The sequence below is a fragment of the Caballeronia sp. GAWG2-1 genome (genome assembly GCF_023631405.1).
Classification (GTDB): Bacteria; Pseudomonadota; Gammaproteobacteria; order Burkholderiales; family Burkholderiaceae; genus Caballeronia.
The window spans coordinates 41,223-64,006 of record NZ_JALQDD010000045.1; the positions used below are offsets into that span (position 1 = coordinate 41,223).

The window sequence follows — 22,784 nt, forward strand, 5'->3', positions numbered from 1 at the left end:
GCCAGTATTTGCCGATGCGCCGTTGGGGCGCGCTAAGAAAGGGATCGCGTTGACAGCGTGTCGCGGACTTTCATCAGTGCCTTGCCCAGAAGGTTCTGGCCACGCCACTTCGACTTGTCCGTGATGTCTGGATGATGCTCACCAAGACCCACGCCCCATATCGTGTCGTAAGGACTTGCTTCGACCAGTTCGGTTGGAGCAGTCGCAAGCAACAGCGTTCGCAGACCCGGATGCTGCGCGAACTTCTCACGGCATCCGACGTACACGATCGACTCGCGCTTGGCCTTCCATGTTTCGAGATCGAAACCTTTAACCTCGCGCCCGAGGGCTTTTTGTTCCTTGGGCAGATGCGTGGCGAGCACAGCCTGAGCGATGTCTTCGTTGCCGAACAGCTTGGCTTTCGAAAACATCATGAACTGTTCAACACTGACGAAATCGACGTCGTGATACGAAAAGCGGCACGGATGCCAGTTGCTAAATGCGTCCTCCGCGCCGAAGAACAGCGTGAAGTTGCCGACTCTACGCATTGGAATCTCCTTCGCGCGAACAAGTAGATGGGCCGCCGAAGCGGACGAATTCGATGCGCACGTGTGAGCGCGGTCGAAAGCATTTGAGCAAGCGGTTCTTGCTGAAATGCTCTCATGCGCGAGCGTAGAAGAAAGGATGCCAGCCCCCGAAGGGGACTGGCCAAGGTTAGACGTAGGCAGCTTGTGCAATCGTGTCCTGAATTTCGACGTCGAGCGAGGCGGGATCGTCGAGCGCGTTCTTGAGACGCGCATTCATCGCATCGACATCAGCGATGCGTTCGATCCAACCGCGACCGTACGTCTGGTGCGCGTACTTGCGGAAGCCGTTCTGTCGCTCCGGCTGACTTAGGCCCAGGCGATGCAGCAGGTCCGACATGCGGAGACGCTTATCTTCCAGCGTCTCGTCGGGATCCGGCGAGTCGTCGTCATGACCATCGGCGCCGTCGATGCCCGATGATGCGCCATCGCCTGTCAGTGCGTCCTCGGCCTGCTGCTCTGGCTGAAGGAGCGGATCACCGGTCGACTGTACTGTTCCGTCCGACTCCAGCAGCGCCACTGCACGACTGGCAGCATCGAGCGCCGGTTGAGCCTCCTCGGCGCCATCCAGCAGGGCGCCTAGGTCGATGTCGGCATCGAGCACCGTCAACATCTGCTTCTGACGCACGGCCTGGCCGTTATCGTCAATCCGCGTAATGTCGAACTCTTTCTTCGAGAGCCAGAAGCGCGTGCCGGTGAGCCTGCCGCGCGCCAATGCCACGGTCTGCATCGCCGAATACGCCTTCTGCAGCACGTAGATCGAGTTGGTCGGCAGCTCGATCAGCCCAAGCCCCTTCACGTCGGGAACCGCAAACAAGAAGTTTGCGCTTAGGTTGCACTTCCGGTCCTGATACTGCGGACAGACGTGAGGATCACAGACGCCATCGGGAATGTCGTCGTCTTGTCGGTGAACGACCAGCCGCCCACCGAAGGATCGACGGGCCCGCTGTGCACGTGCGTTACGCTCGACCGGCGCGTACGTCTTGCAATAGCGCTTGCCGTCGCGGTCGTACTCCGAGAAGTACTGTCGCCCGGTTGTCGTGTACGCGGCCATCTGATTGGGCACATTGCGCAGCCAGTCGTCGAACGCAAACATGATCGGGAAGCGGTATAGCCGCAACCCAAGACCGCGATCTTCGCCATACAGCCGCAGGATCTCGTCAGCCGTGTCCGGATTCGAGAAATCCGAGCGTCTGCAGACGAAGTAGTCGACGTTGCGCGGAATGAGCGCGTTGCGCAGCTTCAGCGACGTTTCGAGCACCTTGCCGATGGCTTCGAACGACTCACCCGCGGCCACCATCTCGCTATAGAGCTTGACCGCTTTTTCGTTGGCTCGATGCGCCCGCGTAAGCACTTTGATACCGGGTCGAATCTTGCCGATCGTGGGCGGGCGGATAGCTCGTTCTTCAACGAGGCTGCGCGGCGCGTGATCGAACATCTGAACTACTGCATTCATGATGGTTTCCTTGCGAGAAAGAAGATGGCGTTGGTCCGCAGCGTTTCAGCCTGAGATTGCATCTCTCGGGCTGCCGCACTGCCGCGACGTTCGGTGACATGGGAAATGAAGACAGAGCGCTCCGCGTCGCTGAACATCGCGACTCGAGCGACTTCGCACCGCTCACGCCAAACGGGGGACGCGGTGTCCGCCTGCTCGCGCTCGGTATTGATTTGATGCGTGATGGCCTCGGCGATACGCTGATTGAGGCGGTCGGGCAAAAGCATGGAACAGCACCTCCGTTGAGAAAATATCCGGCCGCAGGAAGCGCCAGACGAAAAAAAAGCCCGCTCCGGTCAGGGAGCGAGCTTCTTGAAATCGATAGAGAGACCTACGCGCCACGTCCCTTCCGGGGACGTGGCGTGCAGGGAGCGGCCGGACAAAGCCGGTGTCGCTCGGTCAGAGAACGTAAAGTCGTTCTCGCACAGCATGGTCACGCCGCGCAACAGCCCTTTTCGGAATTACTTCCGCCGCAGGAATCACGGATCAGCCAACTTCGATCGTTCTACCCAGATCAGGCTCTGGAGAGAGAACACCCGAAAACCCGGGTTCGAACGATGTACCGGCGCAAATGAATGCAGCACAGGGTACGAGTATCACGGCTGAAATTGGGGAGTGTGTAGCGAGCACACTCAGCACAAGGAGATTTCCACACCGGTAGCTATCCGGTCGGCGCATGCCAACGCACGAGGCGGGCACGACTTGCAGAGAAAAGATGGACTCCGGGCTTGGAGTCGAGGTCGATGCGTCGGTGACGCGGGGAATGGAGTTGAGTATCCGGGTTAATGACGTGCGCGTGCGCTCGAAAGCTCACGAAATTCATATAGCTTTCGCCCGTTCGACTCTCGCCTAATCAATGAAAATTAGATGTGAGAGAGAACACAGACATACCGAAAATCTTATGGCCGTGACCGACCTAGAAGCGCCTGACGACGACCCGAAGCAAACTGCTGCGCTTCGCAACGAGACCGCTGCGCAGAGCGGTCTTCGTCCGTTAAACCGACTGACGAACGACAGTCGTCTCGCACGCATCAACGGCGACACGCTGGCAAAAACGGAGCTGCCCTATTACTCGTTGTTCGCGCGTGAATTCCTCCGAGCCGACTTCAACTTCGCGGCCGCAAAGATGACCGTTGCGCGCGGAGGCAAGCTCATCGCGATCGAGTCGGAGTTTCGCACGGCCGAGGCGTTCATGAAGAAGGCGCTCGCATGGGCAGGTAAGTTTCCGGGTCGACGCGCACCGACGCCGCCCGAGATGGTCACGCTTGAGATTAAGCACGCCATGTCCGGTCGCCTTGTGCGGCTCCTCTCGATGTATGACCAGCTTTTCCTCAAGACGATGGAAGCGCTGATGCTGAGAACCATGACGGCTCAAGTACGCCAATCCGCGCTCGAGGCTGCCGAGGCACGCATCAATCAAATCCCTTTCTTGTGCATGCCGGACAACGACCGCTTTGCACCAGAAGGTGTGCTGCTTCCGGACTCGGATCGTACTCACTGACATCGGAATGAAACGTCCCTGCGCCTCGGGTTTGCGCCGCAGCGCTGGACTTGCTCGACCTAACAACGACGGGAGGACCCCGCATGGACTTACGCGAAATTCAACGACTGCATGCGCAGTTCGCACCTGACTCGATGATCATCGATCTGCCGCGGCAAATCGCTGCGCTCCCGGCGCCGGCCGACCTGACGGCAGACGCCAAGAAAAAAACGCTCAAATTGCGGCTTCCGAAGGCCGTGCCTGTCGCGCGCCGAAGCCTTGTGGCTGTCGCCATCGCCACTGTCGTGGCTATGGCGGGTATGGGAGCAGCATCGTTGTACAAGTCGGTGGGCGCGTCCTCCGCGCACGACGTAAAGAAGACCGCCGCTCAGCCGCAATCCAACGGAAGCGAACGGCCAGCAACGGAAGGACCGGCAGTCGCCGCGGCGACGCGCCCGATCGATGCGGAGCCACCTCACCCGGTAGCGCTCGCGCCGATGCTGACCGGAAAAGACGTTGCTGCGGCTTCCCCAATCGGTCTGACGGCTGACCAGTTCAAGAATTCGCTGGGTACAACGAGCGGCCCGGCAGCGAGCGCAGCAAGCACGGCCGCCAGCAAGGCCGTTCCTCCTGTCTCGAACGATGTGCAACGCGCGGCTGCCTCGCCTATTCATCAAACGCGTCGCGAGGCAGAGGTGGCTAGCCAGGCTCCCACTCAGCCCGTGGCGTCAGTGCCGCCCGCGCAAGCTGCGGCGCAGCCTGCCGCCGAGGAACAAGCGTCGCAACAACACGCGACACCGGCCCGTACGCACAGCAACCGTCATCGCTCGCATTCGCGGGATGAGCAGGTAAGCGATGGCGACACCGCGTCGGCTGCAAGCAAGAAGTCAGCGCCTGCGAACCGCGGCGGGACGAACGAAGTGCAAATGTTTTAAGGAATCGACACCATGAAAACCGAACTGAATATCACGCTTATTGCGCGCGGCTGCGCGATCACCGGCGACATGGTCGTGGATCACGGCATTTCGTTCTTCGGCTTGCTCGATGGCGGCATCATCTCGACGCAGGGTCTGCTGCACATCGGCGAAGGCGGACTCGTAAAAGGCTCCGCGCAGGGCGAGCACGTTCGCATTGACGGGCGCGTCGACGGGGATGTGCACGCTCGGGGCTCGCTGGAAATCAATGGCCAAGTCTCGGGCGACATCTTCTACTCCAGCACCATCCGCCTTGGTCCGCGTGCGTCTTTGAACGGCACGCTGAAGCGCGTCGCCAGAATGCTGACGATCGAGGCCGATTCCACACCAGACGAAGGGCCTATCGCCGGTCCGCGCCTGGACGACGTGAAAGGCCACGAACGCGCGGAGTCAAATGTGACAGAGCTCTCCCGCGCAATGGCCTGAGCCTCTATAAGCCCCATGATTTGCCGATAGCGGGTCAAAGTCTCTAAGAACCCCGACCATGAAACCGATTGACCCGATCTTCGATTTCCTCACCGTGACGTGGGACGCGGCGGCCCAAGAGGCTGCTTTCGAAGGCCACTGCTTCTGCATGCTCGATACCGGACGACTCGTAAATAGCCAGTCGATGCCCGTCGACACGCCTCATTGGAATCGACCCGCTTACCAGTCCGTCGCAAGGTATAAACGCGCTCTGCAACGCAAGCGCTAGCAATGTCGACTCCGTCTGCGCCGCCGCTGTGAACTAATGTCGCGCCTCGATCGGATCCAAATCATGGGCTTTTGTCATTGACGGCATGCTGAAAGCGGAAGCGCGCGAGAACGACGCCAACAAGAAGGCCGCTGATGCGAAGGTAGACGCGGCGGAGAAGTAAGAGATTTCAGGTTAGGCACGTCTGCGGCCTTGCCTCTGAATCTTTGTTGCAAGAAAGCCCCAAGGCCCGCCTTGAGCGGGCTTTTTTGCTTTCATGCTGCCGGTCGACCTCGCGCAATAGGAACTGGGAGACGCTCTCCGGAGAGTGTCCCGTTTGATTTGAGCATCCGGCTAGTGCCTTAATTTTGAAGCACAAATGGCGTGTTACAAAGCGTGCCGAATATGCACATCCCCCTTATTCGGCACGTTTTTCTTGATGTGAAAGCCGGCCGAGGCTCGCTTTGTGCGCATCGAGATCCAACCACCCATCGTTCAAATGCGTCCAGCAAACGGGGCTCTGCAGTGTGGAGTTAGGCCGCGATTGCGCTCTGATTGAGCTGCGCCTCAACGACAAACCGGGACTCCAAGTTCTTCGCCGTCCCTGAGATCATGAGCGACTCTCTCGCACGCGTCATTGCAACGTAGAACAAGCGCCGCTCCTCCGGTTCAGTGGACTTCGGGTCCGGCACGATCGACTCCTCGCTGCGCGCCATCCAGACATGGTCCCATTCCAGCCCTTTTGAACTGTGCATCGTCGTCAGGATAAGCGCGCCCGGGGTCGGCTCATTGTTGTCCTGGCGCAGGAACAGCAGCCGCTCAGCGAAGCTGCCTGACAGGCGCGACAAGACGTCGTTCGTCGCTTGAATTGCGCGGAGTGCGGAATCCTTCTTCGCGTACTTCAACATCCACTCGGCGACGCCCGAGAGCGTCAGCGAATAGAACTTGCGATCGCACAGGCTTTGCCATTCAGCGAGCCGCTTCATGAACTCGCGATAGTTCGTCGCCACGTCCTCGGGCAGCCCGAGATCAACCAACTCCGCCCGCCCCTTCTGCGTCAGTTCCGCACCCATGTCCGCGTGGAGGGCGCGTAGCTGTTGGGCGGTAAGCCCGAGGTGCGCCAAGACCGCATCGAGGCCGGTGTCTTTGATTCGCTCAACGATTTCAAGCAGGTTGCACATCAGCGCGCCCTCCGGGCGGCTAAGGACGGACGCGCCCGATGCCCGGTAGTACTTGATGCCATGCGAGCGGCAAACGGACTCGAGCGGATCCAGTATGCGGTTGGTGCGCGCCAGGATCGCGCACGACTGCCCTTTCGCGAGCAACGGCCCGAGCACCTCGACCGCCGCGGTTGCCTCCTCATACTCATCTGGATGGCGAGACGTTTGCACAGTACCGCCGGAGCCCTTTTCCGCACGCAGCACTTTTGCGATGCGGTCGGCGTTATTCCGAATCACCCGGTCCGCTGCGCCCAGAATCTCTGCGCGGCACCGGTAGTTGCTGCCCAAGACGACGGGCTTTGCCGCGAACGACTGGATGAACGACTCCATGCCCCGATAGCCCAGCGCCTCACGAAACGCGTAGATGCTCTGGTCATCGTCGCCGACGACCGTCACGACCGAACCCGCCTTCGCATGAAGCTCGATCCACCGGTACTGCAGCGGGTCGGTATCCTGAAACTCGTCAACGAGCAGATAGGTGAACGCGTATGGGGCAATCGTGCCCTGCTCCATCCCCTCCACAGCGAGGCGCAGCATGTCCTGGAAATCGATCTTGCCGTTACGAGCAAGCGCGTCCTGATAGGCGTGATATAGCTCGCCGTCGGCAGTATCCGGGTCGCACCGACCAAAATTGGTTTTGATCTTCTCGATCGTTGGAATGACGTCTTCTGCCTTTCCGTCGCGGCCGAGTTCCTGCATCACGCGGATCAGCAGGCCAAGCCGGTCGCCATCGGAGGCGATATCAAGTGGCCGCGCGCCAGGGCGTTTCAGTTGCTTGAAAGCGAGCGAATGAAAGGTACCGGCGATCAGCCGCTTCTTCGCCGACTCGCCGGCGGCAGCCAGGATTCGCTCACGCAGTTCGAGCGCGGCGTCCTTGGAGAAAGTGACGGCGCCTACCGTCGCGGCGCTGTCTTGTAGCAGCAGGGCTGCTTTCGTGGCGATCGTTTTCGTCTTGCCCGCGCCGGGGCAGGCGATCGCCACGCAATGCTGGCGCAACTGGGCGACTTCCCGTTGCTGGGGATTGAGTTCGTCCAGCATCGCGCCTCCTTAGTTGCCGCGGACCGTCGTCATCAGCTTCAGGTGCGTCATGTACCCGCGAATGCCAAGCGGGTTGAAGCGCTTGAGGAAGTTGACGGCTTCATCGTCGACGTCCGACTGATCCCGGATGCCGTTCCAGACCATGAAATCGAAGTGATCCATCGCGCGGTCGAACTTCATGATGACGCCCAGCACGCGCATCGCAAAGCGCGAATATGCCTCGACTTCGATGTCCATCGCGGGCATCGGGATCGTCGGCTCGAACACAAATTCCTTGTTGGCCCGAAGCTCCGCTTCCTTTTGCTGGCGGAAGCCTTCGGCTACGCGCAGTTGCTCTTCCACGTAGCTCTCGATGCCCGCGAGCAGCTTTTCGAGCGCGCTGTTGACGACTTCCTTGTCGTTCTCGCCGAACGTCGAGCGGCCAAAACGCTGCATGTTGATGCTCATGCGGTTGATGTACGGCCACCATTGTTCGAATAGCGGCTTCAGGCGCGTATGGTTCAGACGCACGCGGGCGGTCACGACTGCCGCACCGGAAAGCTGGCGGTCCAGCAACTGACGACCGATTTCACGGCGGCGCTTGATGATCGAGATACGCTCAGCGGCAGGCAGATCGCGGAAGAGCTTGCGCGTCTTGGCGACTTCCGCACGCTTCATGTCGGCGTCGTCGTTTGAGATAACGCCTTCCTTCTGAAGGCGGTCTGCGTCGGCCTCCATCTGAGTCAACTCGCGCTCGAGCTCGCCGTCGTCCGCGCCGTCGGTCGTGAGCGGCGCGTCGGCCGTACCTTGTTCAAGTGCGCTAAGCGCGACCTTCTCTTCACTACCGGGTTCGACAACCGTGCTCATTCGCCGTTTCTCCTGGACCGCATCGGTCCCGTTTCATCGTTGGGGATCAGGCAAGCAAAGCGCGTTGCCCATATTCAACATTGTTGCGGCGGTGGCAGCGTGCGAAAGCGCGAAACGGTGGCTATTTAGAGCGCCTTTCACCGAATTATTGGCGCGCTCTAGGCTGGAAGCGAAGACGAAGGCGGAAAAAACAAAGGCAACGCTATCCGGGTAGCGTTGCCTAGAGGGAGATGAAGCAATTTGTTTGTCGAACTGCTAACGAGTCGTGCGACGTTTTCCCTATCTCGACGACTGGAAGGACTCGGCCGCTTTCCACAGGAGAGCTCCGAGGAGCGCAGCAACGGCGACCCAATACCCGACCAAGACAGGCAACGGAACTACCAGCACCGCGAACAGCGTGCCGGTCACGAGCAGCAACCCGTGGCCTGCCAGATGGAAAGACAAGGGACTCACGAAGCCCGCTGCCGACGCTTTGATCTTCCTCCGCGCCGCACCGTCGATGAACATGCCGATCGCAAAAAGCAGCGTCCCGATGATCCACATCTTCATAACCATCGCGCGGAACAGCATCCGGTAAACCAGCAGCCAGAAGTTTTCGGTCCACGTATGTGCGAACGATGAGAACCCGCCGTCGTCCAAGCCGCCTACCTTTCCCGAGGCATTCAGCGTGCGGTGCAGCAGCCCGCTATCGACAAAAGCACGGCGGAACTCGTCGTTGGCGCTACGCATCGCGCGGTCGACCCGGTCCTGCCCGACTGACTCAACGAGAGAATGTGTTTCCGCTTCTGGCACTTCGAATAGCTTGCGCTCCGGGATCGCCGGCATGACGGCGATGGCAAGCACCGGCACGAGCAGAAACCACACCTTGATGTGCGAACCGAATCGACTAGCCATGTAGCACCTTGACTAGCAAGAGGGCGGGCACCGCGACGAGTGCCATCAGTCCGCCCCAGAACAGCGCAGGGCGGAATTCGGCGATTGTCGCCAACGCATAGCACCGGGCGCCCGCGCCGTAAGTGAATTCCTCGGGCACCGCTGCATTGACGTCGCCGTCAAAGGCGGCGGCAGTGTCGCGCGCCCGCTGAGCCGTGCGCGGCTCAACTCCCGACAGCTTCGCTATGATCGTAACGGTGAGCGACATCGTATTCCTCGAAGTAACGGCGGAAGGCTTCTCCTTGAAGCACGCGTGCGGCGAGCTGAAACGCGGCGGTGCGCTCAGTGATCTCGTCCGGACAACGCTCATCGACCATCTCGAACTGGTACTCGAAATGGCGCGCTTCGAACGCGGGAATCGCCTCGACCATCGGGCACCACACCGATACCTTGTCGCCAAACCGCGCGACAAGCCGGCGGGCGTACAGCGCTTTCGACGGTTCGAACAAGCCCTGCATGAACGCGATGTGCTGGTCACCCGTGCGCTTCGCGCGCCGGAAACCATCTAGCGCCGACTCGATCATCTCCGCAGCCAGCGGCCCTTTGTCTCCCATAAACCGCTCCCCGATGAAGTCGGCCACACGCGAGCACGCGAGCTCCAGCTCCGGTGCGACATTGAAGACCGCAACCAACCTGTGCGAGAGCTTGTGATCGCGAATGATGTTTTTATATGCAGCGGACATAACTTGTGTTTTAGCCTTCGATGATAGGAATTCGACCCTGATACACGGCACCGCCAGAGATGCGCATGAAGTACTGCAGATTCGGCAAACTGTGAAGCAGCTTCACCGGAATGAGTGGCACCTTCTCCAACTGAATGGACCGGGACTGAGAGCCACTGAATTCGAGCGCATGCGCCTCAGTCGTGGTATTGGTGCTGTTGGACACGTTCACCACCCGGATAGCAGTCTCTCCGACCTTGTCCGAGAACCACTTAGCTGTATCTGAGTCCTCTAGTCTAAGCACCACCTGGTTATTGAGGTTGCCCAAAACCTGCAGCATTTTCGCTGCGTTTCCGAGTTTCGCTTCGAGGTCCGCACGCGCCTGGAACGCGACGAACGCCTTGAACCCTGCCCCGCGTCCCTTGTTCAGGATTTGAATAACCTGCTCGTTGATGGCCTCGGCGATCTCGTCGATAATGAGCACGACGTCAGGCTTCTCTGCATAGAAGTTGTAGATGGCGCCGCAGACGGCCGCGACGTCCGACAATGCCATGGACGCGATTGCCTTCTGGACGATGTTGTTCGACAGCGAGTCGAGCCCCATGTACAAGACCGCCTTCTGCTTGATGATCTTGTCGATGTCCCATATTTCGCGGTCGTCCTCGAAGTCATCCGCCTTAGGCGCGAGCATCAGGCCGGTTTCGCCTGTCGCGAGCATTTGAAGCAGCGGCAACGCCGACGCGATGATTTTCATGTAGTGCTCGCGGTCGTGGGTGTGCGTGGCGATCAACCCATCGATCGTCTCGTGCCCTCGGTCGTGAGCGGCAAAGCGGTCGAGATACAACTTCACCATCCCGTCAATCATCGAAACGTCGTTGCGACGCTGCGCGTCTTTTACCGTCGCCGTTACGGTCAGTTCTTCCCAATCGGTCAGGCCGTTTTCGATAAAGAATCGTCGGAGCCCACGGTCGAGCAAATTGCCGATGCCTGACTGTGCGTATTTGAGAATCGAGTGCAAATTGGGCTTGTCGCCGACATACAGCTCCCCTTTCACGGCGCGGTCGATAAAGAGAAACGCGAAGTCACGGAACTGGCCTTCTTCCATCAACTGCGCGATGCGCGACGGAATTTCCGACGGCTGCGACCAGTTCTCAAGGGGATTCAGGCGCATCGACTCATGGGGCTTAGCCTGATTGAAGTACAGGAACTTGCGGCCGGTGCGCGCGCATTCCTTTTCCACGCGCTTCTTCCACTCGTCATCGTTCTTCGGGTCAACGATGATCAGGACGTCCTTTGCGTTGTGGATCACCTGCGTGGAGATGACTTCGTAGGTGCGGGTCTTTCCCGCGCCAGTCGTGCCCGCCACCAGCGTGTGACCGCCCATCGCCTTATAGTGAAACGGCACCTCGACCTTCTGCTGTTCCATACCGTGGATCCAGGACGATCCCTGCGGCATGCGGTCGGGAATGCTGTCCCGCGGGCCGAATAGCCGCTCAATGCGCGCCTCCACGGTCCTGCCGGTCTCGGTCTTGGACAGCCACTTCGGCAACGACGGAATATCGGTTACCGGCATCCGGAGGATTTCGTGGGCAATCTGGGTATGCTTCTGCGTCCACTCGTATCCGATGCCCAGATACATCGAGTCAGCTTTTTTCCGCATCGCGTTCTGCGTGGCAAGGAGCTTTTCGATTCGAATCTTGCTCAGCCATTTCGTTGAGATGGCCATACGAAAGCTCAGCGCCTTCCATATCTGAAGCGCGCGGATGGACAGTAGCACCGCGCCGGCTAGCGCAAACGCCCAGCCGTAGGGCATCCCTGAGACTAAGATGCCAACGATGACGATGGGCCAAACGAGAAACGGTCGAAACTCATAGATCGGACGGAAGTGATTGACGTAATTCATGCCGCGGGTCGCTCCACGATGAGACGTCCGGCGCGCTCGACAATGCAGATGTCATTGCCGTGTGCGCGCATGAGGAGGCTGCGCTTCTTGAGTTGTTCGACAAGGGTATCGCTCGTGATGCCGTATCCGCCGACGAGCCGCTTCTTGACGGCCAACCCCTTTTCTTCCCACGTCACTTCCGCCTTTCCGGTCGCCACGTCGCCAGCAAGGGCTTTGAAAAACTCTTTCAGCATGGCAGCGCCGGGTCCCAGGAGTTCCGTCAATTCTTCGTCAGACGGCCCAACCCTGTTTGCATTGGACCTTGCTGGACGCGCTGCGGCAGGGTCGATCGGCGCCGGGCGCGACGCAGGCGTGCTCGGGCCGGTCGAGGGCTCAGCCGCAGCCGCACCAGCGGCCTGTGCTTCGCTGCGCTCCAACGCATCGAGCAACGACTGAGAGAACTTCGGCGCAGAGGCGCTTGCCTGCTGCTCCGACGCGGCCGTTGCTCCAACAACGGCAGACTGCGGCTCTGAGGTAGTCGCCGGCGGTACGGGCGCGACCGTCGCGGCCGTCTGTCCCTGCTCGACGGACGAATCGATACTGGCCGGGGCGGGCGTCGCGACGAACTGCGGCTCAAGCGCGAGCGCGACGTGCACGGCTGAGGGAACGTCATACTTCACCGGCGCGAACACGGCGCGTTGAGCCTTGCGCTCGAAGTCGACCGCAACGTCCATGGCCTGCCGCACTACCTTGTGGACGAGGGGTTCGAACCCTTGCGGGCTGCGCTCGGGATTTATCGCATTGAAGAGGTCGTCCAACACCGCGGTGTCGAACCCTGAGAGCAGCTCTGGCGTGATGACGGTCTGGGCAAACATGGCCGTGCGCATGCGCTCATTCTTCAGTGGCGTCACGCGCCGCTCAACGGCGAACTGACCGGTTCCGATCCACGTGCCGAACGACCCGTGCGCCGCCGGATTCCACTTGGTGCGGTCCGAAAGCCGCACCATCTCGAAGTGGCGAAACGGCTCGTCAAGCAGCGAGCATGCGGCGGCCAGGAACACGGCGTAGTTATATTGCGGCTCGAGCCGGCGACGCTTGTCGGACGTGAGATCGGCCGCAAACTTCTGCCCACCGGCAAGCCGCATGGCATAGAACGTCGATTCAATCGTCGCGCGGAATGCACCGCCGGGCTCGCAATGCAACTCGGGCGTCAGTGGCATAGACGAAAACCAATTCGCGCAGCGGCGTAACACTGCAAGCCACTTACGCGCGAATTCCGTTTCAGTGCTCTCGTTTGCGCATTGACGAACAAGCTCAATGCGCTTCAGGTGCGTAGCGAATAGGTCCTCGGCGAGGATTGCTTGGTGAGCGGCGATCATGGAATGAAACCCTTCGCCAACTTCAGCGCCGCAGTGCCAGTTGCGCTTGCGCCGCCGCCAAAGATCGCCGCAAGCTTCGGAATCTCGAGCGACAACAAAAGGATAAATATCGCCAGATTAAAAACGTACATCGCGTTCACCGTTGTTGCACCACCAACGCCAGACGCCTTCGACACCGCGTCGCCGATTGAGGATCCGACAAGTTTCATCAAGATCGCAACGACGACGACATACATTCCGGCGCTGATCATCCAGTCCAGCCACTTGACAAAGTAGTTGCGGGTGTAGGACGAAAAAGCGAGAGCGATCGCGATTGGCCCCAGCACGATCCCAATAGCCGATTGAATCTGCCCTACTGCCGAGTAGTAGATGAAGACGATCGCCGCCAAGCACATGAAGAACGCGGCGAGCAACATGACCGCCGCATCAGACAGGACCGCTGGAATATTCAAAATCCTAATTGACTTCAGCTTTTCCTTTAGCCCGTCAAAGATGACGCCTGCCAAGTGCGCCATCTGGCCACCCGTCGAGGAATCGGACGCGCCACTGATATGTGCTGCCAGATCCTTGAACCATGTCCAGAACCCGCTCGCACTCGACGTGTAGCCGAGGTAGAGCGCGACGAAGATGCCAAGTACAGCGACCTCCTCGAATAAATTGACCCAGGCAGAGATCGGATGATGGGTGCCGGCGAATCGAACGCCGACGAGGACCAGCGAGATGACGCCCAAACCCCAAGCGAACTTGTTCGCCTCGTCCATCACGCCAGAACTCGCAGTTATCGCGTTGGGTATCAAATTGCCTACTAGCGAATCGATTTGCGTGACGGCCGTCTGTGCGCCCTTGCCGAAGTCGCCGTCCGGACTGGCAAGCGCCGCTGTTCCAGCGTCCGTCGCAGAACTTGGCGAAGCGTTAGCCGCTTGCGCGAACGCGCCAGTCTGGAAGATCACCATGGCGACGATCGTTGCCAGGAGCAGGACAACCGTCCTCAGCGTACCCATTAATGATTGTGCCATCACTGCCCCAGTACTTTTGACGACCCGATTTGAGCGTCGAAGGCAGCGCGCTGCTGGTCCTGCTTAGCTTTGAGAGACGCTTGCGCCGCATTGTTCGCCTGCTGATCTACGATCGTCGCCGAATCCTTCACGGCATCGCTTCGCTGCTTGGCTGCCATCATCGTCAGAAGGTCGCTGTTCTGACTGGAGATGATGTCCAGCATGTGCGTGGTCAACTGTGCGGTGGCTTCCATCGTCGGCGACATGCTCAGCTGGTCCTGAATTTCTTGCCGGCGCTTGGCGAGCGTGCTGACGTGCGATATGACGTCGTTGCCCTGCTGGAAGAGTTGCTTGGCCGTCTTGTCGTTGTTCTGAAGCAGCGTGTTCTGGTCCGTGAACCACTGCTCCGGCGTCTTGCCCGACTGCGTGATAAGAGCCTGGACCTTGCTCGCGTACTCCGCGTTGCTTTGCAGGCCACCGTACAAATCCTTCAAAGCGTCGGTGTACTTGCTGAGGCTCGAAATATCGCTCGTGATGCTTCTGAACTGTGCCAGCATCGCGGACGGATCGAGGTTGGTCGCCTGCTTGAGCTGGTTGAGCATCATCTGGTACTGATAGACGAGGTTCGAATCCTGATAAACCTCACCCTTCACGGCGGCCGCGGCTGTCATCGTGTTCTGAATGAAGTTGGACGCATCGAACACCGGCATGTTCGCGTTGGCGTGTTGCACAAACCCGAGCGTGAGCACGCCGGTGGCTGCGATGCAGCGGAGCATTTTTTTCATCATGGCGGTACCTTGCGGATAAAGCGTTAAGCGTTGACGAGTACGTCGCGCACGTACTCCTCCTGCCACTGTGGGCTGCCGGACTTGACGTGCTTGTCGAGGAGCGCCTGCGCGCGACCATCCGAGCGCAGGTAGGCGAGCGCCTCCTTAGGAAACTGGGCCTGCAGCATTCGGCTTTGTTTCGCCGTCACCCACAGGTAGTCGCGGTTTGGCACCGCGTCGGAAATCATCTTGATCTGGTGCTGCGTCAGACCAAACACTTCGCTGTACAAGCCTTGGTTGTTGATCGCGTCGCTGTTTGGCAGATAGATGATGTTCGGAATGTTCTCTTTCAGAATCTCGAAGTTCGGGACGCGTGCCAACTGCCCAAGCGACTGCGTGGCCATCACCAGCGCCGCGTTGAGCTTTCGGATCGTCACCGCCCAGATTTCGAGGCGCGCATAGAACTTCGGATAGGTGAAGAAGAAGCCCGCCTCCTCGATCTCGATCACCGTGTAGCGCTTGCCGTCGAGAATCTGCGCGATCCGGTAGAACGCGTAGTCCATGAACAACGCGGCGGCCACCGGGAAGTTCTGGAACAGGTCGCCCATCTCGATCGACAGGTCGTCGGATATGGCGAAGCCGTCTTCGGCGTGGTCGAAAAACTTGCCGTTCTTATTGCCTTCCGTCCACACCTGCAACCGCTCGCGCAGATCCGCGGGCAGCAGCGTGATCAAGCTCGACAAGCGCCACTTCTCAGCCGGGAAGCCGAGCGCCAACGTCTTGATCCGGTCGTAGATTTCGGTCTGCTGCTGCGGCGTGCAGGTATAGTCCTCGCCCTCGATGGCAAGCTGCACCCAATCGGCAACGTACGACCAGTGCTTCTGCTCACCGATCAGCGAAAGCGGATTGACCGAGGTTGCGGCCTCGAAGCGCCCCGTGGCATCGATGAACCGGCCGCCGCCGAGCAGTGTCGGGATACGGGTTGATCGGTCCTTGTCGAAGCGGATACGGCGCGCGCCGTGGCGGCCCGTCTGCGTCATCAGGTAATTCAAAAACACCGACTTGCCCGCGCCGATCGGACCAACGACGAGTGTGTGCGCCTTACCCCCCGGATGGTGCAAGTCGAAATACTGCAGGGTGCGATGGCGGGTCGGCAGGCACGTAAGCGGGCCGGTTTTCGTGCCGGACTGCTGCGTCAGCCATTCGTTGACCTTCGAACCCTCGCCCACACTGCAAAGCGGGGCGATGTCGGAGACGGCGGGCGTCTCAACGAACTGCAGGCGCTTTTGCTGATCCCAGCGACCCGGAAGCGTCGCGCTCCACGAGGCGAACAGGTTCGTCTTCTCGAGAATCACGCCAAACCCCGCGTTGCCGATGACGCCGACCACCTGACGCGTCGCGTCCTCACACTCTTCCGGCGTGCTCCCATAAACGACCACCGAAATATTGGCGAAGCCGTACTGCTGGCCTTCGGCGTCTAGCTTTGCGAGCGCGTCACCCGCCTCCTTCGCCAAGATCTCACGGCCTTCGTCGTTTTTCTGCTCTTCCTTCGTTGCCCACTGCTTGAGGATCGCGACGGGATTGAAGGCCGCGACCTTGTAGAAGCCGCGAATTTTTTTGATGTACGCGCTCGCCCGCGACGTGTCGAGGAACCGGAACATCACGCAGACATCCAGCTCCGCGTCCACCTGCGAGAGCACGTCGAGCGCCGCCTCCTGAAAGCCCATCCATTCCTTGATGCCGATGATGCGCGCGTACACCTTGCCGTGCGCCGATTCGAACATCAATTCGGTCGCGCCGATCGTGACTTCCGATTCGGTCAGGTGGGTGTCGAGCATCGTGACCGGATAACGTACGCGGCGTTTTGGCGACGATGGGTTCGCGCGTTGGTGCAGGAACGACAACGCGTTCTGGAGTTGCAGCCGCTTCATCTTCAGGCGCGTGACGCCGCCGACGAATCCGTCGATCACCGACTCGAACCGCTTGATCTCGTTCTGGATCTTGGTCAGGTCGAACGCGAAGGCACTGCGTGCGAGGATCGTGTCTTTCGCCGCTTCGAACATCGCGACAGCCAAATTCTTGCCGCCGACCGTCATGTGATAGCTGATCTTGTCGAAGATCCGCGAGATGCCGGTTTCAGGCGTGAACGCCAGCGCGAGCGAGTGCGAGTTTTTGAAGTACTTGCCGCTGCCAATGATCGCTTGATTGATCGCGTCGACGCGCGCATCGGCTTCGGACGCGAACGTGCCGTCCATGCCTCCGCGCACGCGCCGGTGCGACATGCGCCACCACGCGGTCACGCGGTGATCGAAGTTGCGGCATGCGTGGTCGAGATTGTCGCGGGCGGCCGTGATGTCGCCCGGATTAGGCGAATCGGCGTCGATGCCTTCAAACTCGAACACAGTCAGCAACGACCCGTCCTTATTGAGCACCAGTTCGGGCGTGACCATCGTCGCCCACGGCGCGATTTCCTGCACCGCGCGCTTGGTGAACATCGATTTCAGCATGGCAAGTCCTGGTCAAAACCGTAGGGTCGCTTGAAGCGTGCGCTAAAACGGCTGCTCGGCCCCGGCTCATAGACGTCCGGGTAGCGGTTGTACACCAGCATCACGATTCGCCACCACGGGTCAGTCGAGCTTTTCCAGCGCAAGAACACGTGCACCACCACGCCGACAATGAGAAATCCTGGGGTCCAGCTCGTGTAGGTGAGCAGCGCCGTCATCGTCCCGTTGAAAATGGCGAGTCCCCGGTCTGCGCCGCCCATTTGGCGCGGCAACGACAGGCCTCGACTAACCTTGTGCTGGCGCATATCAGCAGGCGTTAGCCATGTGAAAGTGGCTCTGCATGATCGGCACGGCGACCGACGCAATACCGAGGCCGACCAGTACCACCGAAAACGTCTTGGCGATATTGCTTTCCGAGTTCGCGACTGCGACACCGCCGAGCGTGATCAGCACGATGCCGATGCCGTACAGGTACGGGCCGCTGATCAAGTTGCTGATCGTGCAGATGATGTCCGTCAGGCCCGTCAGGTTGGAAAAATCCCCCGCTGCCATCGCGGCGACCGACACGACGCTTAGCAGCGCGCCGACCAACATCGACTTGCCCGGGCGCAGATGCTTCGCGACCGTGGCGGCTCTATTCATTACCTTCTTGCCCTTCATTTGATGCTCCCGTTAAAAAACGCGTTGTAGGTCGTAATCGTTGTTTTTGAATCCCCGGATTTCGAGGATTTCGGAGACGTGCCGCATCTCGCCGGTGCGCTTGAAATGCACGACGTAGTTGAAACAGTCAGCGATGTTTTTGCGCATGTCTTCCAGCTCCCACCGCGATCCGGTCGGGATGCCGAGCATGGCGAGCGATTCCAGGCGGCTCAACGCAGTGCGCCCGTTGTTCGCGTGAATGGAGGCGAGACCGCCGTCGTGGCCGGTGTTGAGCGCCTGCAGCAGGTCATACGCTTCGCCACCGCGCACTTCACCAACGATGATGCGGTCGGGGCGAAAGCGCAGGCACAGCACGACGAGCAGTTGCGTCGTCACGTTGGTGTCGGCGTTTGAGAGCAGCCGCACGCGGTTGGGCACGTGCAGCTTCAGTTCCATCGTGTCCTCGATGGAGATGACCCGCTGGTCGGACGGAATCTGTTCGATCAGTGCATTGAGGAACGTCGTCTTACCCGCCGACGTGCCGCCGGCGACGAGCACGTTCTTGCGCGACTGAACGAGCGCGACGAGCGCGCGCATGAGCGCTTCATCCTCAATGCCTTCCTCGAAGTGAATGGCTTCCGCGTGTTCCGGTCGCGCGTTGGCTGCCGAGAACGCCCCCAAGTTCACGTAGTCCGACAGCGTCAGCTTCGATTCGCGGTGCTTCCGGATGCTCAGCGCGTGCCCGTCGATCGACGTCGGGCTCATGACCGCTGCGATACGCAAGTTCTGATGACCGGCATTGATGATGCCCTTGTCGCTGCCCGCTTTCGCCGACTTCTCAACGGACGATGCGAGCGAGTGGATTGCGCCCTCGAGTTGTTCGGGGCGCAGGTCGATGTTCTCGCGCGTCATCACGCCGCGACGCTCCACCCAGACGTTGCGGTAATCGTTGATCATGATTTCCGCCAGGTCGGGGGAGTCGAGCAATTCGCGCAGCGGCGAAAGCGCATGGAAGAACATGCGCACGGCTTCAGCTTCAAGGGGGCGCAGCTTTAGGATGTGATTGTCGGCAGACTCGGACATGCGATGCTTTGCGGGCGATCTAACATGTCGGCTATTGTTGGCGTTGGCAAACGTGCGCAGGCAGCGAAAGAGGCGTCAAATTGAGCAGCTTTGCGGCGACTGCGGCGATATCTCCGCGACTGTAACGGAGGAAATCGGGCGCTACTTTTCACGAGGCAGGTGACCAACGCTCTCCGGAGAGTGTCCCGTCTCGGTTGGTCTTTTTCCTAGGTTACTGAAATCAAAGGAAAAAATCTCTGTTACAAAACGTGCCGAATATGCACATCCCCCCCTATTCGGCACGCTTTTTAGATTATGAAACGCCGTGGCTGCATGGCAGTGCATGCCGACTTGCTAATATCTAAGATTCCCGCCCGGAGTTCTCGGCGATGCGCGTCGGAAAACCAGTCAAACCGCTTCCCCACCCCAATTGCGACTACTGCGGCACGCCCGCGACGCTCGTGCGCGCCGGTGACGACGCCTACCCTTACCGCGACGATCACAGCTCATTGTGGCTTTGCGCGGACTGCCAGGCGTGGGTCGGCGTGTTTCCGCGCAGCACCCGCCACGTACCGCTCGGCCGTCTCGCCGACGCCCCCCTGCGCGACCTAAAGGCGAAGCTCCACGCGGCGCTCGAGCCGCTGATTGCGGCGAAGGTCCGGCGCGATGGGTGCAACGTATTTGAGGCGCGCGCCAAAGCGATGAAATGGCTGGCGGCCGAGATCGGGGCGGATGCGGAGAAATGCTCAATCCATACGCTCGACGCGGATCAATGCGAGCGCGCGATCGCTTTTGTCGAGCGTTTCCAGCGCGCGCGCACCGTTAGCCCTTCAGAACCGGCGTGGGAAGATCGTTAATACGGGCAGTCAATCAAACGTTTGCTATGTCTCGCACCCTTCCCTTCCAACGCTCCGCTCAAGCGGCTCGTGCGCGCCTCACCAAGGCGCAACTGCTTCCGATCCCGCGTGCCGTCGCCGATGACCTTGCGCTGCGTGCCCACCTATCGTTGGAAGCGATCCGCGGCGCCTGCGACCACATTGGCCCCGCGCAGCACATCACCGAAGTCGTGTTGCTCGGCAAGTTTCTCAGCGAGGCGGGCCACGGCGAGTTTTCGCACGAATCGCTGCTGGCGGCAGACCGAGCAATGGCTGAAGTGTTTGACGGTGGCCGGCGCACAGGAACGTGGGGTGTGTCGTCCGAGTCAGCCTTCGCGCTGCTGGCTGTGATCGTCACCATGTACGACCGGCAACTGCATAGCGCGACGCTCGGCGCGCTGACCACGGCGAGCGACCGTCTAGAGCGGTTCAAGGGCGGCGAGGCGTACCAGCCGCTGCAGAAACGCCCGGCCTAAGCATGCGCGCAGTCGAAAAAAAGCCCGGCAAAATCGCCGGGCTTTTTTTCAAGGGATGTCCGGCTTAGCCGGGTTCTAGCAGATCACCTCCATCGTCTCGCCAAACGGTGCCTTGCGGGCGCGCGTCAGTGGCGTGGTCGATGCCCACAGCACCGGGTAGTGCGGCGCGACAGTCGGGAAGCGCCCAACCATATCTGTCAGATAGACCAGAAAGGCAGGGTTCATACCGTCTTCCGCGACTCGATTGAACGGGTCGACGAACGCCGTCCCGCCGCCACCACGCACGGGCTTGATCTCCGGTGAGTCGCCTCGCTCGAAGATCTGCACCTGCGTCACGCGCGTGTCGCAATCCATCACGATCAAGCGCGCGGGCTTCAACGAATGGAAGACCGCGAGGATCTCCGCGTCAAACTGCGCCTGCGTCTCGTCGAACACCGAACCGCTCGAGTCACGCACGAAGACCGCGTCGCCGACCGCCGGTGTATGCAGCGCGGGCAGATAGAACCCGAGATGCAGATACCGGCGGTTAGGCGTTGCGAAGCTGTAGTCCGACGGCGACGACTGCTGCGCGAAGCGATACAGCACCGCGCGCCAGTCAACGACAGGCCGCACTGCCTCGCCCGCCATCGCCTGCAGATCGCCGGGAAGCTTGCCGCGCATAGCGGCGGCTTTCGCGGCTTGCGTGACGGCAACCTTCCACTCCGCTTCCTTTACCGGCTTGTCCGGACCGTTGAAGGGCCGCACTTCGCCAAAGGAGCCAGGTTTCGCTGGCTGGTCGGCGGGCGACTGTCCCGGCGCGGTGCTGTTCTCGCCACCAAGCTTCGGAGCCTGTCCGCCGTTCGGCTGCTGCTGGTCTTGCGGACCCGGCTGCGGCTGCAGCGGCGGCTGTTGCTGCTTTTCTTTCGCCTCCTGCGTCAGCAAACCGTAGATCTCCTCGGCCGACTTGCCCGTATAGCGCGGATCGACGAGCGCCCCTTTCGGCAGAACCATGCCCGACGACAAGACGATCGGGTTGATCGCGTAGTCACAGGCATCGTTCCATCGGTCGGGGTCGCGCGCGCCTTGACGCCAGCAGTGGCCATTGGCCACGTGGAGCACCTCGTGCGCGACGACACCCCTGACTTCAAGGTCGCTAAGCGATTCCATGTACTTCGGGTTGTAGCCTAGCGTTTCGCCGTCCACCCAAAACGTCTTGGTCGACGGATCCTCGCGAACGCTCAATCGGAGCGCGAGCGCCCCGAAGAAGGGTTGCGAGAGGACGAGCTCGGTCCGCTGCCGGGCAATGCGCGGATGGACCGCGCTACTGCCCAGTACGACATCGGTGCGGTCCATAACGCCCCCTTACGCGACGAGGCGCAGTTGGCTTGCACCCGCCGATTCAACCTCCGTCGGCTCCGGCTGCATGCCCATGAACGCGGCCATCAGCCCTTCGATCTCCTGTGCCTTGCTGGCCACCTGAGAACGAAGCACGCGTGAGTCCTTCAGCTCCGCCCCCGTGTGCACGGCCAGATGCGTCTTGGCCTGCTCGAGGATGTGCGTGAGCTGCGGGTCGTTCGCGAAGTTGAGCTTCGGCAGCAACGCGCAGAGTTCCCGCACGTTGTTGGCGACGTCCAATCGGACGTTGCCAGTCGCATACAGCCGGTTAGCCATCTGCGACACGGCTTCGTACAGACGCCGAACCAGGTCCTCGTTCGCGGTCGTGATCGAGGCCAGAACGTGCTGGTCCAGTTCGCTCTTGAGCGTGTTGAGCACATTCGCCGGAAGCTCGACGCCGAACTGGCTCGCGTCGGGAAACGGCAGAACGGCCATCTTCACGCCGAACTTCGTGGACAGCTCAGCGAGGGTCGGATAGTCCGCCTCGTTGAAAAGTCCGTTCAGTTCTTCGCGAGCCGCCTCCTTCAAGTTCAGGTAGTCGGTCAGGAACACGGAGACCGCCAAGTCGAACTCGTCTTTCAACGAGCGCATCTTTTCGGCGAAGTTCATGTAGACCATCGTCGGCAGCAGCCGCACGCCCAACTGGTCGTACTTCAGGGTGTGGTCGTAGAAGTACGAGCGGATGCGGCCGGCGAGCGTCACGACTTCTGCGAAGCTCGGCGCGTGCTCGGGCAACAGGCGTTTGTTGAATCTGCCGATGCCCTTCGCGTGGTGCTTGCTCTCGACTTCCTGCGTCACCTTGCCGTCGAAACGGCGGGCGACCCAGGTAGAAATCGTGACGGAGCAAAGCATGACCTTCGATTGAATGGAAGTGATGTCCATGAGAAAACCTCGTAGAAATGGATTGGATGAAGCCAAGAAAAAAGGCCCTGTGCGTCCGAAGACGC

24 protein-coding genes are annotated in these 22,784 nt (G+C 60.3%); 6 read left to right on the top strand and 18 right to left on the bottom strand.

All coding sequences use genetic code 11. From position 1 onward, the window contains the following. Positions 1–32 precede the first annotated feature (32 nt). From ybiA to NCR98_RS31575, 3 genes are all read right to left on the bottom strand, one after another. Positions 33–527 carry a riboflavin biosynthesis intermediates N-glycosidase gene (ybiA, locus tag NCR98_RS31565; RefSeq protein WP_250528341.1) on the bottom strand — a complete coding sequence of 165 codons (495 nt, stop codon included), beginning with the start codon at positions 525–527 and terminating at the stop codon, positions 33–35. A gap of 166 nt (positions 528–693) precedes the next feature. Further along, positions 694–2,019 (bottom strand): recombination directionality factor, encoded by a 1,326-nt coding sequence (locus NCR98_RS31570; protein ID WP_250528342.1) that lies wholly within the window; start codon positions 2,017–2,019, stop codon positions 694–696. Continuing rightward, the gene (locus NCR98_RS31575) at positions 2,016–2,285 is read right to left on the bottom strand and encodes a DUF7696 family protein (protein WP_086966733.1); all 270 of its coding nucleotides are present in this window, start codon (positions 2,283–2,285) and stop codon (positions 2,016–2,018) included. Before NCR98_RS31575 ends, NCR98_RS31570 begins: the two co-directional genes overlap by 4 nt. A gap of 674 nt (positions 2,286–2,959) precedes the next feature. Between NCR98_RS31575 and NCR98_RS31580 the strand changes: the two genes are divergently transcribed. From NCR98_RS31580 to NCR98_RS31595, 4 genes are all read left to right on the top strand, one after another. Then, the gene (locus NCR98_RS31580) at positions 2,960–3,559 is read left to right on the top strand and encodes a DUF1845 domain-containing protein (RefSeq protein ID WP_250528343.1); all 600 of its coding nucleotides are present in this window, start codon (positions 2,960–2,962) and stop codon (positions 3,557–3,559) included. A gap of 83 nt (positions 3,560–3,642) precedes the next feature. Continuing rightward, positions 3,643–4,473, top strand: a complete 831-nt coding sequence (locus NCR98_RS31585) for a hypothetical protein (protein WP_250528344.1) — start codon at positions 3,643–3,645, stop codon at positions 4,471–4,473. Between the two features lie 12 nt (positions 4,474–4,485). After that, positions 4,486–4,938 carry a bactofilin family protein gene (locus NCR98_RS31590; RefSeq protein WP_250528345.1) on the top strand — a complete coding sequence of 151 codons (453 nt, stop codon included), beginning with the start codon at positions 4,486–4,488 and terminating at the stop codon, positions 4,936–4,938. A 58-nt stretch (positions 4,939–4,996) separates the two neighbouring features. Beyond that, positions 4,997–5,206, top strand: coding sequence for a hypothetical protein (locus tag NCR98_RS31595; RefSeq protein WP_086966738.1), 210 nt, complete (start codon positions 4,997–4,999; stop codon positions 5,204–5,206). 512 nt (positions 5,207–5,718) lie between these two features. Here NCR98_RS31595 and NCR98_RS31600 read toward each other — a convergent pair. The 13 genes from NCR98_RS31600 to NCR98_RS31660 all read right to left on the bottom strand — a co-directional run bounded on the left by NCR98_RS31600 (position 5,719) and on the right by NCR98_RS31660 (position 19,133). After that, on the bottom strand, positions 5,719–7,443 hold the full coding sequence (locus tag NCR98_RS31600) for an ATP-dependent helicase (RefSeq protein WP_250528346.1): 1,725 nt from the start codon (positions 7,441–7,443) through the stop codon (positions 5,719–5,721). A gap of 9 nt (positions 7,444–7,452) precedes the next feature. Continuing rightward, positions 7,453–8,289 carry an ATPase gene (locus tag NCR98_RS31605; protein WP_250528347.1) on the bottom strand — a complete coding sequence of 279 codons (837 nt, stop codon included), beginning with the start codon at positions 8,287–8,289 and terminating at the stop codon, positions 7,453–7,455. Positions 8,290–8,568: 279 nt separating this feature from the next. Beyond that, positions 8,569–9,183 (bottom strand): IncC plasmid conjugative DNA transfer DtrJ family protein, encoded by a 615-nt coding sequence (locus NCR98_RS31610; RefSeq protein WP_086966741.1) that lies wholly within the window; start codon positions 9,181–9,183, stop codon positions 8,569–8,571. Continuing rightward, a complete protein-coding gene (locus NCR98_RS31615) occupies positions 9,176–9,430 on the bottom strand; it encodes a hypothetical protein (protein ID WP_250528348.1) in 255 nt (84 codons plus the stop codon). Before NCR98_RS31615 ends, NCR98_RS31610 begins: the two co-directional genes overlap by 8 nt. Next, positions 9,387–9,905 (bottom strand): hypothetical protein, encoded by a 519-nt coding sequence (locus NCR98_RS31620; RefSeq protein WP_053572914.1) that lies wholly within the window; start codon positions 9,903–9,905, stop codon positions 9,387–9,389. Before NCR98_RS31620 ends, NCR98_RS31615 begins: the two co-directional genes overlap by 44 nt. Before the next feature lie 10 nt (positions 9,906–9,915). Further along, complete coding sequence (gene traD / locus NCR98_RS31625) at positions 9,916–11,787, bottom strand: conjugative transfer system coupling protein TraD (protein WP_250528349.1); 1,872 nt, start codon at positions 11,785–11,787, stop codon at positions 9,916–9,918. After that, the gene (locus NCR98_RS31630) at positions 11,784–13,145 is read right to left on the bottom strand and encodes a TraI domain-containing protein (protein ID WP_250528350.1); all 1,362 of its coding nucleotides are present in this window, start codon (positions 13,143–13,145) and stop codon (positions 11,784–11,786) included. Before NCR98_RS31630 ends, traD begins: the two co-directional genes overlap by 4 nt. After that, the gene (locus tag NCR98_RS31635; RefSeq protein WP_250528351.1) at positions 13,142–14,161 is read right to left on the bottom strand and encodes a type IV secretion system protein; all 1,020 of its coding nucleotides are present in this window, start codon (positions 14,159–14,161) and stop codon (positions 13,142–13,144) included. Before NCR98_RS31635 ends, NCR98_RS31630 begins: the two co-directional genes overlap by 4 nt. Beyond that, positions 14,161–14,916 carry a TrbJ/VirB5 family protein gene (locus NCR98_RS31640; protein WP_250528352.1) on the bottom strand — a complete coding sequence of 252 codons (756 nt, stop codon included), beginning with the start codon at positions 14,914–14,916 and terminating at the stop codon, positions 14,161–14,163. The genes NCR98_RS31635 and NCR98_RS31640 overlap by 1 nt, the downstream gene beginning before the upstream one ends. Before the next feature lie 35 nt (positions 14,917–14,951). After that, entirely contained in the window at positions 14,952–17,414 is a 2,463-nt protein-coding gene (locus tag NCR98_RS31645; RefSeq protein WP_250528353.1) for a VirB4 family type IV secretion system protein, read from the bottom strand. After that, positions 17,408–17,716 carry a VirB3 family type IV secretion system protein gene (locus NCR98_RS31650; protein ID WP_174447239.1) on the bottom strand — a complete coding sequence of 103 codons (309 nt, stop codon included), beginning with the start codon at positions 17,714–17,716 and terminating at the stop codon, positions 17,408–17,410. The genes NCR98_RS31645 and NCR98_RS31650 overlap by 7 nt, the downstream gene beginning before the upstream one ends. Before the next feature lies 1 nt (position 17,717). Next, complete coding sequence (locus tag NCR98_RS31655; protein ID WP_086966748.1) at positions 17,718–18,071, bottom strand: conjugal transfer protein TrbC; 354 nt, start codon at positions 18,069–18,071, stop codon at positions 17,718–17,720. Positions 18,072–18,083: 12 nt separating this feature from the next. Beyond that, positions 18,084–19,133 carry a TadA family conjugal transfer-associated ATPase gene (locus NCR98_RS31660; protein ID WP_250528354.1) on the bottom strand — a complete coding sequence of 350 codons (1,050 nt, stop codon included), beginning with the start codon at positions 19,131–19,133 and terminating at the stop codon, positions 18,084–18,086. Between the two features lie 368 nt (positions 19,134–19,501). On the opposite strand from NCR98_RS31660, the gene NCR98_RS31665 reads away from it, so the two are divergent. Next, positions 19,502–19,969, top strand: coding sequence for a zinc-finger-containing protein (locus tag NCR98_RS31665; protein WP_250528355.1), 468 nt, complete (start codon positions 19,502–19,504; stop codon positions 19,967–19,969). A 26-nt stretch (positions 19,970–19,995) separates the two neighbouring features. Beyond that, positions 19,996–20,463: a hypothetical protein gene (locus NCR98_RS31670; protein ID WP_250528356.1), complete on the top strand. Its 468-nt coding sequence runs from the start codon at positions 19,996–19,998 to the stop codon at positions 20,461–20,463. Between the two features lie 75 nt (positions 20,464–20,538). Here NCR98_RS31670 and NCR98_RS31675 read toward each other — a convergent pair whose 3' ends face one another. Together NCR98_RS31675 and NCR98_RS31680 are read right to left on the bottom strand one after the other, a co-directional pair. Continuing rightward, entirely contained in the window at positions 20,539–21,795 is a 1,257-nt protein-coding gene (locus tag NCR98_RS31675) for a vWA domain-containing protein (protein WP_250528357.1), read from the bottom strand. Positions 21,796–21,804: 9 nt separating this feature from the next. Then, the gene (locus tag NCR98_RS31680; protein WP_250528358.1) at positions 21,805–22,719 is read right to left on the bottom strand and encodes a hypothetical protein; all 915 of its coding nucleotides are present in this window, start codon (positions 22,717–22,719) and stop codon (positions 21,805–21,807) included. Positions 22,720–22,784: the final 65 nt, after the last annotated feature.